Origin of the sequence: Chryseobacterium sp. 22543, from assembly GCF_052044565.1 — a bacterium.
Classification (GTDB): Bacteria; Bacteroidota; Bacteroidia; order Flavobacteriales; family Weeksellaceae; genus Chryseobacterium.
On the sequence record NZ_JBQENH010000004.1, the window covers coordinates 685,697 to 702,063 of the forward strand.

The 16,367-nt window shown below is 37.0% G+C and carries 11 protein-coding genes; 4 read left to right on the top strand and 7 right to left on the bottom strand.

From position 1 onward, the window contains the following. Window positions 1-16 precede the first annotated feature (16 nt). A complete protein-coding gene (locus tag ACTJIP_RS17640; RefSeq protein ID WP_175627161.1) occupies window positions 17-193 on the bottom strand; it encodes a hypothetical protein in 177 nt (58 codons plus the stop codon). 370 nt (window positions 194-563) lie between these two features. On the opposite strand from ACTJIP_RS17640, the gene ACTJIP_RS17645 reads away from it, so the two are divergent. Both ACTJIP_RS17645 and ACTJIP_RS17650 read left to right on the top strand, forming a co-directional pair. After that, a complete protein-coding gene (locus tag ACTJIP_RS17645) occupies window positions 564-1,403 on the top strand; it encodes a hypothetical protein (protein ID WP_077413150.1) in 840 nt (279 codons plus the stop codon). Window positions 1,404-1,478: 75 nt separating this feature from the next. Further along, window positions 1,479-3,266, top strand: coding sequence for a metallophosphoesterase family protein (locus ACTJIP_RS17650; RefSeq protein WP_077413149.1), 1,788 nt, complete (start codon window positions 1,479-1,481; stop codon window positions 3,264-3,266). Window positions 3,267-3,367: 101 nt separating this feature from the next. On the opposite strand, the gene ACTJIP_RS17655 is transcribed toward ACTJIP_RS17650, so the two are convergent. Then, a complete protein-coding gene (locus tag ACTJIP_RS17655; RefSeq protein WP_440704886.1) occupies window positions 3,368-4,444 on the bottom strand; it encodes a phosphatidylinositol-specific phospholipase C1-like protein in 1,077 nt (358 codons plus the stop codon). A 330-nt stretch (window positions 4,445-4,774) separates the two neighbouring features. On the opposite strand from ACTJIP_RS17655, the gene ACTJIP_RS17660 reads away from it, so the two are divergent. Next, window positions 4,775-7,819, top strand: a complete 3,045-nt coding sequence (locus ACTJIP_RS17660; RefSeq protein WP_440704887.1) for a SusC/RagA family TonB-linked outer membrane protein — start codon at window positions 4,775-4,777, stop codon at window positions 7,817-7,819. An 18-nt stretch (window positions 7,820-7,837) separates the two neighbouring features. Next, complete coding sequence (locus ACTJIP_RS17665; RefSeq protein WP_440704888.1) at window positions 7,838-9,598, top strand: RagB/SusD family nutrient uptake outer membrane protein; 1,761 nt, start codon at window positions 7,838-7,840, stop codon at window positions 9,596-9,598. A 179-nt stretch (window positions 9,599-9,777) separates the two neighbouring features. Here ACTJIP_RS17665 and msrA read toward each other — a convergent pair whose 3' ends face one another. The 5 genes from msrA to ACTJIP_RS17690 form a co-directional block, all read right to left on the bottom strand. Next, window positions 9,778-10,332 (bottom strand): peptide-methionine (S)-S-oxide reductase MsrA, encoded by a 555-nt coding sequence (msrA, locus tag ACTJIP_RS17670; protein ID WP_440704889.1) that lies wholly within the window; start codon window positions 10,330-10,332, stop codon window positions 9,778-9,780. Between the two features lie 381 nt (window positions 10,333-10,713). After that, the gene (locus ACTJIP_RS17675; protein WP_180564828.1) at window positions 10,714-11,682 is read right to left on the bottom strand and encodes an ROK family protein; all 969 of its coding nucleotides are present in this window, start codon (window positions 11,680-11,682) and stop codon (window positions 10,714-10,716) included. 79 nt (window positions 11,683-11,761) lie between these two features. Continuing rightward, window positions 11,762-12,973 (bottom strand): PepSY-associated TM helix domain-containing protein, encoded by a 1,212-nt coding sequence (locus ACTJIP_RS17680; protein ID WP_077413143.1) that lies wholly within the window; start codon window positions 12,971-12,973, stop codon window positions 11,762-11,764. A 51-nt stretch (window positions 12,974-13,024) separates the two neighbouring features. Further along, on the bottom strand, window positions 13,025-15,139 hold the full coding sequence (locus ACTJIP_RS17685) for a TonB-dependent receptor (RefSeq protein WP_440704890.1): 2,115 nt from the start codon (window positions 15,137-15,139) through the stop codon (window positions 13,025-13,027). Beyond that, window positions 15,139-16,338, bottom strand: coding sequence for a PepSY-associated TM helix domain-containing protein (locus tag ACTJIP_RS17690; protein WP_180564826.1), 1,200 nt, complete (start codon window positions 16,336-16,338; stop codon window positions 15,139-15,141). Before ACTJIP_RS17690 ends, ACTJIP_RS17685 begins: the two co-directional genes overlap by 1 nt. Between the last annotated feature and the right edge of the window lie 29 nt (window positions 16,339-16,367).

Below are 16,367 nucleotides of genomic sequence, written 5' to 3' on the forward strand. Positions count from 1 at the left end.
TTGCCCTTTTATTTAATTATTTTTTTGGTGGTAAAATCTGTCCTGTCTCGCCACTTGTATCTTCCAAAGCTGTTCCTACTGTTTCGGCAGAAAAGCCTGGTGCAGACTCGTAATTGTTGTTATCTGTTGTTGATGTACTGGCATTATTATTTGAAAATGCTAAACCTAATAGCATCAATATAATTTGGATCATTTCCTTTAAAATTTTCGAAGTTGAAACCGTATTTCTTCCTCTCACGAAGTATTTATCATGAGCTGTACACTGTTAAAATTTCGAAGCGCTTCTTAATTTTTCAGGGAAGTGAACCTTTAAAAACGGAGATGAAACGTCTGCTTCCCAATCCGGAGTTTAGCCTCTGTTTTTTCTGGTTTTTTTGAAATCAATTTTTATAAACGTTTTATTTGTTGTTGATTTCTAAGGCAAATTTGCAGTAAAACAGGAGAGATATGGTAGACAAAACATAGACATCAATAGACAGTAAGTAAGTGTGGAGTTATTACGGAAATCCGTAATGTGGTATGATTGAAAATCATCTACTTTGTAATGCCCGAAAACGTTGTTTATGTCCAAGAAAAAACTACTGATTAATGAAGTATTTGAGCAGGCAAGAAGAGAATCAGAAAAAACCACAAAAAGTGGCTTAGCTTCTTATCTGCATCTTTGTTTTATTGATAATCTGAAATTCTATGATATTTCGGAGAAAACATTTATACGATATTACGAAGACTTTGTTGAAGGCAATAGCAGCAGGAATATTGAGTCTGAGAGGCTTAATAAAATGAGTCAGTATGTTGGATATGAAGATTTTACGGATTTTTCCAGAACTTTTATCAGGAATGATGAAAAAAAAAATCTGACTACAGTAAAAATCAGTGTGGATCAGGATGAGGAGATTATATCAGAAAGGCTGTCCAAGATCAATATTAATATCATCAATGAACAGCACTTTAGAATGCCGGAATTTGTCAGACAGAATAGTTTTGGCCTTGTCGGTATGTTTATCCTTGGAGGATTTTTGATTGGTAATTACTATTGTTCAACGGGAAATAAGACTCCATATGAACCATTGAGTATTTTGAGTACGTATTCGATTGAAAAGAACTGCATGTATTGGAATAATAATGAATACAAGCTAACAGATTGTAAGGAAGGAAATCCTGTTCTGACTGTTGTTCCGAAAGATAATGTTCAGATTAAATACTTTAAACGTATTACAAGAAAAGATACACTTACAGTAGAAAATGCTCTTGGGAAAACATGGTATTCCAAGGTCAACGGAAAAGTTGAGTTTTTTACAATGGACGGGATTGATCCGGAGAATAAAAAAGAGCTAAAAAGATCAACCGAATATATTATTAAAAAATATTCCGGCAAAAACTCTGATATGATACCAATAGAATAAATTTCCTTCACAATAATTTAAAACTTAATTAAAAGAATTCCCCATTCATTCCTGTAATTTCGTCTTATTTTTAAGATGGATAAACAAATAGTCTTCGTTTTATTGTTTATAAGCACGTTTTTCTCGGCGCAGAAACCTGTACAGATTGCTTTTCTTTCTGACGTGCATTTTCAGGATTTATATGGAAGTTTTTCAGATCATGATTTTAAAGGAATTCTGAATCCTAAAACGGGAAAATATACAATCCTGAGAACGATGGATTCTCAACTGCATTCCACAAGAATCTTCAATGAGAACTATTTTGCCTTTCTCAAAGCGTTGGATGATATTGCTGCTAAAGGAATTAAAATCGTAGCGATGCCCGGAGATTTTTCTGATGATGGGCAGGCTTATAACCTTCGTGGGCTTCATAGAATTTTAGAACAGTATCACCAGAAATACGGGATTAATTTTTATCTGACCACAGGAAACCACGATCCTGTTGGGCCGTTTCGAAATGACGGAGGAAAAGATGATTTCCTCGGACAAAATGGAAACCCATTGGGGGTTTACAGTAAAGAAAGTATCGGAAAATCAACAGATAAGATCATCACAAAAGATATTGCAGAATCCGGATATTTTGAAATTTTAAATGAATTAAAAGATTTTGGTTTCTATCCTAAAAAAGAAGATCTGTTCTGGAGTACACCCTTTGATCATGATACTTTTAAAAATTATACTTACAAAAAAGGGTTAGAGGCTGCAGAGTATTCCAAAAGGCTATATGAAGTGGAGAATGGTTTTTCTGTTCCGGATTTAAGTTATGTTGTTGAACCAGTGAAAGATGTATGGGTGATTGCTATTGACGGAAATACCTATATTCCTAAAAATATCAATGAAAATTCCCACAGTCCGTCTAATTATAAAGGAGCAAGCATTGGCTATAATAATGTGCTGACCAACAAACAGCATTTGATAGAATGGATAAGAAGACTTTCTGGTGAAGCAAAGAAAAACAACAAAACCCTGATTGCATTTACCCATTACCCAATGATTGATTTCAATGATGGGGCGACCAACGAAATTAAAAACCTCTTTGGAGAGAAAAAGTGGCAGTTGGAGCGTGTTCCTCAGGAAGAAGTGGCAAAGGTATTTGCTGAAGCAGGATTACAGATTCATTTTGCAGGGCATATGCATATTAATGATACAGGAATCAGAAAATTCGGTGAGAATATTTTGGTCAATGTTCAGGTTCCATCACTGGCCGCTTATCTGCCGGCGTATAAAATTCTGACGATACAGTCTCCTGACAAACTGGAAGTACAAACTGAGGTTCTAAATGAAGTTCCGCGTTTCAATGAATTGTTTCCTTTGTACGAAAAAGAATATAAAGCTTTACAGCATGATATAACTAAAATACTTTGGAATAAAGACATTTTAAAAACAAAATCCTACCATGATTTTATGCTTTTCCATTTAAAAGAATTGGTCCGTTTGCGAATGATTCCTGATGACTGGCCAAAAGACTTTATAGAAAAAGCAGGGAAGCTGAATGGTGAAGATCTGTTGTTACTCATCCAAAATAATAATCAGCTCAAAGAAAAGAGAATCAGATCTGAAACTTTTACAAAATGGTCTTTTGATGATCTGTTGTTGGATCTGTATAAATTTCAATCAGCAGGTGAGCTGGCGAAAAGAGATATTCCCAAAGAAAGGCTGAAGCAGTACCAAATATTGGAGAAACTCTATCAGGAGAATCAGTCACAGAATGTATTTGTAAGACAGTTAAAATCTATTTTTAAAATTCTTACACTGCTTTCTAACGGAGATCCGGCAGATCATTTTGAAATAGATTTGACAGAACAGGAAATAAGAAAACGGTAATTAATTTGCCGTCTATTACCGATTCCATGGATTTTCCGTTCAAAAGAAAAGGCCGTCAATCTGACGGCCTCCTCAATTATAAATCTAATAGCAAAACAGGATTAATTTCCCGTTATAGGATTTTTTCTTTCATAGGTATTGTTGTCAAAACCCACCTTATAGTTGGATTTGAATAATTTGCTGGGATAATAATAATCTGTAGTGATAATTTGTGCACCGCTTTCCTTTGCTTTTTCAAATCTTGAATAATCCTCACTTCGTGCTTCCATCGTATCCGCATCGGCTCTGGTACGGATGATATATCCTTTTTTAACCAGATCTTTGATTATCACATCGTCCTTCTTCGGTTCATTCATAAACAGAACAGCCGATTCTGGAGTTCCGGGAGTGGAGTTGGTGAAAATCATTCTTCCTTTCAATGAAGGATGATCCATTGCGTACAGATCCCTGTTTTCTCCATTGTTATCTAAGACAAAAAGAAACTTTCCCTTGGCATCTTTTACTTTTGGCCAGTTTTTATTTAAAACAGCTTCGTTCAGCGTTTTATAAGAACCTCTGATATCATCCGGGGTAATAATTTTCTCTTTTCCTAGGTACTTTTTCAGTTCATTATCCAGATCATTAAAAAGCTTATTGGTATAATGCTCAGGCTCTGTCCCGAATTGATTTGCTTTTCCATCTTTGGGTTCAAGCGTGATAAAAACAGGATCGTGATGAGGATGCCTGTCAGACCATTTTTTCAAATCCTTCAGACATTCTTCCAGCGTATAATACCACGTTTGATAATCAATATCTGTAATATGAATCATCTTGTAACCCGGTTTTTTCATTTTTCCTTCAGGATCAAAAGGCTCGGAGGTTTTTACAAGATCCAGAATTTTCGGATGGGCATACTTTCCTCCTTTGCTGTCTGCATAAACATCAATCTCCAGATTTCTAAGCCCAAGATCCAGCTGCTCGGGGATAGGAATATGTTCATATTGAATCTTCGGTAAAGAGTTCTGAGTATCTTTTTGGGATAAATAATGGTATACTTCAGGTAGAATGGCTTTTTTATAAGAATTGTGAGAGCCGATAATCTGAATTTCATTGATCTTTAGCTCATCAAATTGCTGAGATTGTGACCAATAAAGGTTGAATGAAGATAAACAAATACCAAGAAAAACAGCCTTTTTCATTTCTATACATTTTATATGCGAAATTAAGGACTCTTTGTTGGTGATGATTTATATATTATGTTAAGTAATTTTTAAAATTCTGTGAATGTTGAAAAAATAGGGGTGCATAAATGTTTGATATATAACAAGTTTATATTCTCTCAATTTGAGATATTTATATTTTGTTGACTTTAAGATAATATTATGTTAAAATAGATTTGTAGCAGATCCTTTTACTTTGTATGCCGAAATAAAAACTAACCGTTGCCTGAAAAGAAAACCACTGTTGCGGGAACAACAGCGGCTTTTTGATAAGCAATGTAACGTCTTGCAATTACTTTACTTATTGATATGTACCACAAAATTAATTTTTTTAAGTTTAAAAAGCTAATCCCGATTGCATTAATTTTTTTGGTGGCCCACCAAGCTGATGCTAAAGGATTTACTTCAGACTATCCTGTGTTTTCGCAGGTAAACGAAACCATTTCCGGAAATGTAACGGATCAGAATGGTTCTGCAATAGAAGGCGCGAAAGTGACTGTTGTAGAAACCGGAGATACTGTTTCTACCGATTCATCAGGAAACTTCTCAATTTCAGCCAACATCGGGCAGACTTTATCCATTTCATATGAAGGATATGGAGAACAGATGGTGAAAATCTCCAGTACTTCAGTTTCCATAAAATTAGAATCCAAAAAGGGCTCAACCTCTATTGAAGAGGTAACTCTGGTTGGATATGGTTCTCAGAAAAAATCTGATTTAACAGGAGCTGTAAGCCAGCTGAAAGCAGAAAATTTCAAAGAAGGAATGAACATTTCCGTGGATAATCTGATGCAGGGAAAAATAGCTGGTGTCCGTATTGTTCAGTCGAGTGGTGAACCCGGAGCAGGAGTGAATGTTTCCATCAGAGGTATTGGTTCCATCCGAAGCGGAAGTACACCATTATTCGTTGTGGACGGTATTCCTTTGAATAATGATCCGGTAAGTGCACAAAGTCCGAATGTAGGACTTGGAAATACAACTGCAAAGAATCCGCTCAACTTTTTGAATACAAGTGATATCGAATCCATCACGGTTTTGAAAGATGCTTCTGCCGCTGCAATCTATGGAGCAAGAGGTTCAAACGGTGTTGTTTTGGTAACAACAAAAAGGGGAAAGAAAGGAGAGCCAATGTTTACGTACGATACGTATTTAGGTTTTTCTTCAGTGATTAAAAAATTAGACTTGATGACTGCCGATGAATACAGAGCGGCAGGGATTGATAAATCGTATGATTATGGCGGAAATACAGATTGGCAGGATGAAATCTACAGAAATGCGGTCTCATCCAATCATTCCGTATCATTCTCAAAGGCTACAGAAACAGGGAATTATTTTGCATCCCTTTCTCACATGGATCAGGACGGTATAGTCCTGAACAGCAGCTTTAAAAGGACAACAGCCCGTTTGAATGCAGAAGAATCTTTCTTTGATAACAAGAGATTAAAGGTTAAGCTGAATCTTACCGCCAGTGATATCAGAGAAACAGGAATTCCAAACGGTGGAAATGCAGGGTCTGATGGACAGCTCATTATTCATGCTTTAATGGCCAATCCTACGCGTTCTGTCTATGACCAAAATGGAAATTATACCAATTTCAATATGAACGCCCATTACAATCCACTTTATTTATTGAGCGTTTACGAAGATAAGACGAATACTTTCAGAGTGTTGGGGAATACAGAAGCAACGTTGAGAATTTTACCCGGATTGAATTATAAATTTAATTTAGGGGTGGACAGAAGCTTGTCAGAAAGAAACACAACAATGTTCCCGAATATTACAGACAGAAGTCCAAAAGGAATCTATTCACAGGCCAATCTGGATTCTTATAATATTCTTTTGGAGCATTATTTAACGTATGACCTTAGCTTAAACAGACATAATTTCAGCGTATTAGGAGGTTTTTCTTATCAGAAGTTTAAAGCTACTGCTACTTATCTTGGTGTAAGAAACTTTGTTAACCAGGGAGCGGGGATTTCGCCGGAAATTAATCCTGGATATTCCGGAGACGTATTTATTCCACAGCCGGGAACTTCTCAGGAAAATGAACTGCAGTCTTACTTCGGAAGAGTAAATTATAATTTTGATAAAAAATATTTCTTAACAGCTTCGTTAAGAGCCGATGGTTCCACACGTTTTGGAGATAACAATAAATACGGATATTTCCCGTCAGTGGCTGCAGGCTGGACCATTTCAAAAGAAAATTTTCTGAAAGATGTTTCATTTATCAATGAGTTGAAGTTAAGAGGGAGCTGGGGAGAGACAGGAAATCAGGAAGTTCTCAATAAAATTACAAAAGCAAGTTATCTGTTATCACAAAGTGCAGGATACTATTTGTATGATAACTTAAATCTGATCAATGGAGTTCAGGTGGTAAGAACACCCAATCCCAATCTGAAATGGGAAATTGTAGCGCAAACCAATATTGGATTGGATTTCAGCTTATTCAGAAATAAATTGTACGGTTCATTGGAATACTACAACAAAACCACCAAAAACCCGATATTATTTATTCCTTCCACTCCATTAAGCCCCACAGATTTTGTCTGGCTGAATGCCGACGGGAAAATCGTTAATAAAGGTTTTGAATTCTCTTTAGGTTCAGAAATTATTAAAAACGAAAACTTTACATGGAATCTTGATATCAATGGAGCTACTGTAAATAATGTGGTGAAAGATCTTCCGGTTTCCGGAATTAATTCCGGTGAAGTTTCCGGACCAGGGCTTTCAGGCGTTACCGCAAATATCTACAGAAACGGATATGAAGCAGGATCTTTCTATATGTACAATTATTTGGGGATTGATGCCAACGGAAAATATATCTATGAAGATCTGAACGGAGACGGAAAGATTGACCCGAATGACAGAAAGATTTTTGAAGGAGCGATTCCCAATTTTACTTTCGGGATCAATTCTTATATGAAATACAAGAAGTTTGATTTTGCATTCTCTTTCATTGGGCAAACGGGAGGGTATTTGGTGAATAATACGGCTTTGGACTTAAATATCAACAATTTAGCTTCAGACAGAAACGTGTTGAAGAAATATTATGACTCAGGAGCAAGCTTTGCCAATCAGCCGCAATTATCTTCTTTATACCTTGAAAAATCAGACTTTATTCGCTTAAGCAATGTAAGATTAGGATATACTTTTGACATGAATCAATTGAAATTTTTGAAAAGTATCAATCTGTATGTAAGTGCACAGAATCTATTTACAATTACTAATTATTCAGGATACGATCCACTTGTTGACACCAACAAGCAGGTGCAGGGAAATCAGTCTTTAGGAATTGATTATACGACCTACCCGTCTGCGAAAACTTTCATTTTGGGAGCTACTATTAAATTTTAATTTAAGTTAAAAGAAATCATGAAATCTAAATTTTTAAATCTAAATAAAATCGTTTTGTCCATCGCAGTAATGTCTTTAGTGGGATGTACCAATCTGGATGAAAAAGTAATTGATGAGGTAATGGGAACTGAAAATGCAGACCCTGAAGCATCTCTTGCTGCGGCTTACGGACAGCTTGGTGACGGGACTTTTGTAGACCATGGAAGTGTGTTTGCCTTACAGGAATATTCTACCGATGAAGCCATTTTGCCAACAAGAGGAAGTGACTGGGGAGATGGAGGAAAATGGAGAGCGATGCACGAATTTACCTGGGACGCGAATAATGATGTGGTAAAAACCACCTGGAATCAGCTGAACTCAGGAATTACAAAATCTCTGTTTGCTATAGGAAGTATCAACAAGAGTACGATCAATAATAAGACTTTATTTCTGGCTGAAGCAAAAGGGTTATTGGCATTTTACACGTATACAACAATCGATTTGTATGGACAGGCTCCGTACAGAGATCCGGATAATTTAAATGCTCCCATACAGATCAGAAAGGCTGAATCTACCATTGATGCATTAATCACTGAAGTGGAAGGTCTTATTCCAAATCTGGCAGATATTAAAACCCAGAATACACATGCAGGAAGGTTTACAAAACAGGCAGCGTATGCATTATTGGCTGATATGTATCTTAACAGAGCGGTTTTAAAGAACAAGACGGCAGGTAGTTTTAACTTTAAGGAGCAGGCTTTAAGCGGAGGAGGGAATGATATGGAGATGGTCATCAAGTATTCTGATATGCTGATTAATGGAGGTCTTTTTAGTTTAGAATCAAATTACTTCCACAATTTTGATATCAACAATGATACAAGTAAGGAAATGATCTTTACTATTGTTCAGAAAAAGAATTCCAACAGAAATGCAGACAATGATCTTGCATATATGTCTATGGAAAGAATCCAGAAGCCGTCGCCTGATAACAGGGGAACCAATGCAAATTGCGTTACTCCGGAATTTTATTATTCATGGAATGGAAATCATGATGACCCGCGTTTCCAGAGAACCTATCAGTATGAAGACGGAACATGGTTCAGAAATGACGGAACCGATGTAAGTGTGCCGTCAACAAGTAAAGTGGAGGGAACAGGAAAACCATGGTTTCACTTCAACAGGGGATTACAGGTTGGTCAGCAATATGGACCTAAAATTCTTGCCAATGGTAACTTCGACTTAACGGCCGATGGAAGAATTAAAGTATATAAGCTATTCACAGAAAAAAATACAACACTTGCCGCAGATTTTACTCCGGACCTGAATTTTGATAATCCTTCAGAGGCGGTATTTACACAGGCTCAGATCAACAGAGGAGTAAGAAATTTCAAGTTTGAATTTGATCCTGGTTATGGAAACAACGGAACAAGCGGAATGGATGTTCCATTATACAGATTAGGAACCATCTATATGATGAGAGCAGAGGCCTTTTTCAGAAACGGGAACGTATCGGGAGCGCTGGCTGATGTTAATAAATTAAGAACAATAAGAACGAATGATGCTTTGAAGAATAATGCCCCGGGAGTTGCACTTACTTCTTTGGATGCTGATGCTCTTTTTAAAGAATCAGGATATGAATTGTATTGGGAAATGTACAGAAGAAAGGCAATGATCAGGTTCGGAAAATTTGATTTGCCGGGAACTGCAAAAGTGGCTACTCAACCCTACAGAAGAATTTTCCCGATTCCTCAGGCAACCCTTGATGCTTCAAAAGATTTCGCTCAAAACCCAGGATATTAGTTTTTTCATATAAACAATTATTTTTGCGTAAACAGAAGCGAAGAGATTTCCTCCTCGCTTCTGTTATTTTGTATCGGTTTGTAGCTATTCTATTGATATCAATAGGAACGGACTGAAGTCCGTTTAACTCAATATACATTATCAATCTGGCTTTAGCCAAAATTTAAAAAGCAATTTTTTTACTCTGCGTTCAGCATTCCCAATTCTCCATAATGTTTTTTGAACTTCTGGATTTTTGGACCTACTACAGCGCTGCAATAAGGCTGTGTTGGGTTTTCATTGTAATATCCCTGATGATATTGTTCTGCTGGCCAGAATTTTTCGAATTGAGTCAGTTCTGTCACATAAGTACCAGCCCATCTTCCTGATTCCTGAGATGCTTTGATGGCTGCTTCAGCTTTAGCCTTCTCAGCAGCATCTTTATAATAAATCACAGAACGGTATTGAGTTCCTACATCATTCCCCTGTCTGTTGAGTTGAGTAGGATCATGAAGGAAGAAAAATACATCCATCAATTGTTCATAAGAAATAACAGCAGGATCATAAGTGATCTGTACAACTTCTGCATGTCCCGTTTCACCGGTACAAACTTCCTGATAAGTCGGGTTATCTTTATGTCCTCCTGAATATCCCGAAATAGCGGATTGTACTCCTTTCAGCATATTGAAACAGCTTTCCACACACCAGAAACATCCACCACCGAAAGTAATCTGCTCTAAATTATTGTTATCCATTTTTGGTAATTATATTGTTTTATGATCCTTTCCTGATCCGGAAAAGACTGATCAAAAATAGGAAAAACTTTTCCATTTGAATATGATTTTAACCTCTTAAACTTAAATTGTCGTGATAGATGTGACAAATGATTTGTAAACCATTTTATGAATAAATATAGGATATAAATCAAACAGATCATCTTCGAAGTTATTTTAAAGATATTAATATTAGCAATGTCATGCTGAGCGGAGTAGAAGCATTTCAATTAAAGTTAATCTGTAAGATGTTTTTTCGTCTTCTGTTTTTTAATTCCAAGACCAATAACACCAATGTTTTCACAAATAATCACAAAAAAAGCACCCTAAGAAGGATGCTCTATATTATTTAAAAAGGTTCAGTTATTTTTCCCAAACCAAAGCACTTGCTCCAAGAATGGCAGCATCTGCTTCGTCAAGTTCACTGAAAACAAGTTGTACTTTATTTCTGAAGATAGGAAGAAGGTTTCTTTCCATATGAAGTTTAGCCGGTTTCAAAATAAAATCTCCTGCTTTGATCACTCCGCCAAATAAAAGAATGGCTTGCGGGGAAGAGAACATCACAAAATTGGCTATTGCTTCACCCAATTTCTGACCTGTATATCTGAAAACTTCAATAGCAATTGGGTCTTCTTTGATAGCACATTCATATACTGTTTTAGAATTGATTTCATCTTCAGGATACTGGTTCAGCATAGATTCCGGAAACTCAGCTCTCATTTTCTTTGCTGTAATGGTAATACCGGTTGCAGAAGCATAAGCTTCCAGACTTCCTTCAGATCCTGTGCTCCAATGTTTTCTTCCGCCTGGCTTTACAATGGTGTGACCCAACTCTCCGGCAAACCCGTCGTGCCCATAGATTAAACTTCCGTTGGCGATAATTCCACTTCCTACTCCTGTTCCCAACGTAATCATGATGAAATCTTTCATTCCTCTGGCTGCTCCGAAAAGCATTTCCCCCAGGGCTGCAGCATTGGCATCATTGGTCACTGTACAAGGAAGGCCGAATTTTGCTTTCATAAGCTCAGCAAAAGGAATTACCCCTTTCCATGGAAGGTTTGGAGCTAATTCTATGGTTCCTTTATAGTAGTTTGCATTAGGAGCTCCTACTCCGATTCCGTCAAAGTGTGCTTCAGTACCATATTTTTCCATCATTGGACGAACACTTTCATATAACGCATCGATGAAATCCTCAACTTTGTCATAAGCATCGGTTCTCAGATTTCCTTTATCCAGAACTTCTCCACGGTGGTTTACGATTCCGAATTTAGTATTGGTTCCGCCGATGTCAACTCCAAGGGCAACTTGTTTTGATAAATCTATTAATGACATTTCTATTATTAAATTCTAGGGGCTAAAATTATAAAAAAGATTGTATTAATGGATTATTAACTGGATTTTATTTAGTATGTTAAGCTGTTTTTAACGGTTTTTTCTTTTTTCTACCCCACCAGATCATAAATCCGGTAACCGGAAGAGAAGCACAGATAAGACTTACAATAAAGGCAATAATCTTAGTAGGAAGGCCCAAAATAGCACCTACGTGGATGTCATAATTGGCATTTACAGCTTTTTCTCCAAAATTTTTGTCCTTCGGATCATGAGTGTGCAGCAATTCTCCAGAGTTTTCATCAAAGATTAAGCTGCTGCTTTTATGATAAGAATAAGAAAGATGTTTCACATACACCTCAAAGTTGGGATGCTCGTGATCATCCATATGTGGGTGGCCTAAATCTATAGCAAAACCATAGGAATCAGGATATTTTGTCTGTACTGTATTAATGATTTTATCCAATGTACCTTCTGTTCTCAGCTCAATAGGAGCCTTTGTCTTGATATGGGAAAAGTCCGGGTACTTTGTTTCTCCTCCTGAAAAGATGACATAGATCATTGCCTGAACGACAAAAAATGCATAGAAAAGACCTGTAATGGAGAAGATCAAAGCAAAAATAGATGCATAAAAACCCAGCACATTATGAAGGTCATAGTTCTTACGCTTCCAGCTTTTAATATTTTTCCATTTGAAGGAAAAACGCTGCTTTCTTGCTGCTTTGTTCTTAGGCCACCATAGAATGATCCCGGAGATCAGCATAATGATAAAAATAATAACCGGAATACCTACCACATAAGTTCCCCAATCCTGTTTTAAAAGGTAGCTCCAGTGGATCATTTTTACAATATTGAAGAAACCGTTTTTTTCATCATAAACTCTTAGTACTTTCCCGGTGTATGGGTTTACATAAGCTTGTTTATAGATAGGAAATTCATCAAAATAATTCCAGGCATCCGTATTATGTTCATACCAGAAGAACATATAGGACATCTTTTTGTCAATAGGAACATTTACCCAGTGAATCGGATATTTTTCCTTGACCTGTTCTGCAACAGCTTTTTCCATTACTCTGATAGGAAGTACCTGTTTCTGTTCTATATTTTGCTCCTGATGATAGATAACATCTTTTCGGGTGATGTTTTCCACTTCATCCTTAAAAACGTACAAGGCTCCGGTGATAGAGATAATAAAGATCAGAAAACCTATTCCCAATCCGAACCAAAGGTGAAGTTTGGCAGACCATTTCTTAAAGAATCCCGGTTTCTTTTTATGATGATGATTTTTCTTCATATAGCAGTAAAAAGTAAAGCAAAGATATGCTTTACTTTTTATTTAGTTTAATTAAAATTTGTATTCAATCATAAATGTTCCTCTCAATCCAAGAGCATTCGTAAAGTCACTGTCTCTTGCTGTCCACCATGAAATGGCAGGCTGATATACTTTATTGAAAAGGTTTTCAATTCCTAATGATACCCTCCAGTTGTTGTTAACCTCATAGCTTGATTTGAAATTGAAAACGGTATACTCAGGAACATATCCTTCTCCATAGGCATATAATCCTGTTTTTGCATTAGGCTCGAATCTGTTTTGCTGGAAAGAATGAAGCATATCTAAACCAACTGATAATGCCGGAACAGGTCTTGCCTGTACATAAGCCAGAACTTTAGGAGCAGAAATTCTGCTGTTATTGATTTTTGCGGAATAATCACCATCATCTTTTACAGAAGTAATGCCTTCCATCCAGCTGTAGCTTCCTCCAAACTGAATCCATTTTGTAGGGGTGAAGTGTAAAAATCCTTCCACTCCGTATACAATTTCGGGAGATCTCTGAATCATCAGCGCTCTGTCCGGGCTCTGTACAAATGATGCTCCTAGCTTGGATGTACTCACATAAGACGTCAGTTCATAATGCAGCCAGCTGGAAAGCTGTCCTGTCGCCCCCAATTCATAATTGTTAACAATAATTGGTTTCGTTTCCAGGCTATTAATCGTTTCAGAAGTTGAGGTTCTCAAAATTCTGCCTAACTCATTGATGGAGTAGGCTTGAGAAAAACTTCCAAAAAGGTTGATATAAGGTTCAATATTATAACGTACTCCGATATTTCCCACCAACGCATTATAGCTCAGTTTTCCGCCGGCTACAGGAATGCTTTTGGTGAAAGTTCCGTCACTTTTAAGGGTAGAAAGCGTGTTGAAATCATCTACATTCACTTTGATGTTTTCGTAACGAAGACCTCCTTTGATGGTAAATTTTTTGAAAAGATCAATTTTTACCAATACGAAAGGAGCGATATTGGTCATGCTCATATTAGGGGTCCAGAAACGTCCGTCTTCCAGTTTTTGTACGGTTTCATCATTCAGAATATCAGCTCCGTAGATGATTTCTCCCTGTGAATTCGGAGAATTCCATAGTTGGGTATCCAGGTTGATTCTTGCCCCTTTTTTATGGGAAATAACATTGGATTGCCCACCATTGAAGAATGTGTCACTATATCCGTAAACGGTTTTAAAATCCTGATAATAAAGATTAATATTTAAAGAAGTTCCTGCAAACAGGTTCTTATTATCATAGCTCACTCTGATGTTGTGGTTTTTCGGAGTTCCCTGAGGTGTGGTTTCCAACCCTTTTCCTATTCCTTCACCAATGGTAGGCGTGATGCCGTATTTTCCTGTTTTCAATCCTACATTCAGGTCTGATTTTGAAGAATAGCCAATATAAGAAGCTTCAATTCTTTGATTCTCATTGATATCATATCCTATTTTCAGCAATCCATTGTAGTTGTCCATCTTGGCAATGCTGTAAGTAGGGCTGATCAAAATGCCATCTCCATCTTTTGTATATCCCGTTCTTTCGTAGGCTAATGAAAGGGTATAGTCAAATTTGTTGATTTTTCCGGATAAAAGCTGGCTGGCTCTTACTCCTAAAGTGCCACCGTAAGGCTGTCCTGTAAGACCGATCTGTGAAACCCCAGAAATTTTTTTATCTGTTTTGTTTCTTTTCGTAATATAATTGATGATCCCTCCATCTGCTCCGTTACCATAGATGGACGAAGCTCCTTTGATTACTTCAATTCTTTCGATTGCAGAAGGGTCTATAGTCCTTAAATCTCTTGCTCCGTTACGAAGTGGGGTAGACTGTGGAATCCCATCAATCAAAACCAAAACCTGACGCCCTCTTAACGTCTGCCCTGTGTTGGAAGTCTGCCCGGAATTTGTTCCTAAACTGGGAACTGTATACTGCAGGATGCTCGTAATATCAGAATTAACAGTCAGCTGAGACTGAATCTGTTTTTCTCCTACAACTGTAATAGAGCTTGGAACCTCCTTTATATTTTCCTTTTTTCTGGAGGCGGTCATTACAACCTCGTCTACATTTTTAGTTTGTAGAGTATCTTTTACCTGAGCAAAAACGGTAGTAGTTCCTAAGCAGGCAGCTGATAAAAGCGCTTTTTTCATTATATTTTCTTTCCTTTTTTCTTTCTTTTTCCCCACCAAACCAGGAATCCGGTTACAGGGAGTGATGTACATGTGAGGCCGGCAATAAACCACATGATTTTTCCAATGATTCCGAAATAGGATCCGGTATGGATATCATAATTGGCGTTGGAATATTTCTCGGCAGTAATGAGCTTGTGATGAGGTTTGTTGGCCAGTAGTTTTCCGGAGTATTTGTCAAATGTCAGGATATTTCTTTCACTATATCTTCCATCCAGTCCGTAAACGGTTACCGGAAGGTTTTTCAGTTCTTTTCCTTTTTTATTCTTTCCGTTCAGAGTAATTCTGAAGCTGGATGATTTTGCATACAGTTTTTCTGTCTGTGCCGCAGCCAGATCAAAAACAGCTTCATTCTTAACCGTAAGGGAGTCCGGTGATTTTCTTTCTTTTTCTTTTGGAAGTTCCCATGAGCCGGATAATGCAAAAGTAAAAGTGTTTTTTACATAAGGATAAGCAAAATAAAGCCCTGTAACACTTAAAAGCAGGGCAATAAATGATGCATAAAAACCAAGGATATTATGAAGATCATAGTTTTTACGCTTCCAGTTTTTTACATTTTCCCAATTGAACCAAAAACGTCCTTTTCTGGCATTTTTATTTTTAGGCCACCATAAAATAATTCCTGTAATCAGCATGATAATAAAAAGAACAGTTGGGATTCCTACGGTGTATGGCCCCCATTCTGAATTGAGCAGAAGCCCCCAGTGGATATATTTCAGAATATTGAATACATCATATTTTTCATTGTACACCGCAAGAATTTCTCCGGTATACTGATTGACATAAGCCAGCTTATTGATGCGCACCTGCTGAAAATAGTTCCATCCTTTTTTGCTTTTGTCATAGTATTCAAACTGATAGGATTTTGTTTTGTCCAAAGGAATTTCTACAGCGCTTATCGGATACTTTTCATTAAGCTCCAGCGATACTTTTTCACGAAGAAGGTTAATTGGTAAAGGTTTTGATCCAATCTTGTCTTTTTTCAGATAAATCTCGTCTTTGCGCAGGGTATTCTGTATTTCATCCTTAAAAACATATAAAGTCCCTGAAAGAGAGACAATAAATACAATGATGCCAACGGATAAACCAAACCACAAATGCAGTTTGGCAGACCATTTTTTTGAAGGAGCTTTCTTTTTATGATGATGCTTTTTTCTCATAGCAAAAAGTTAACCCCGTGAGGGGCTAA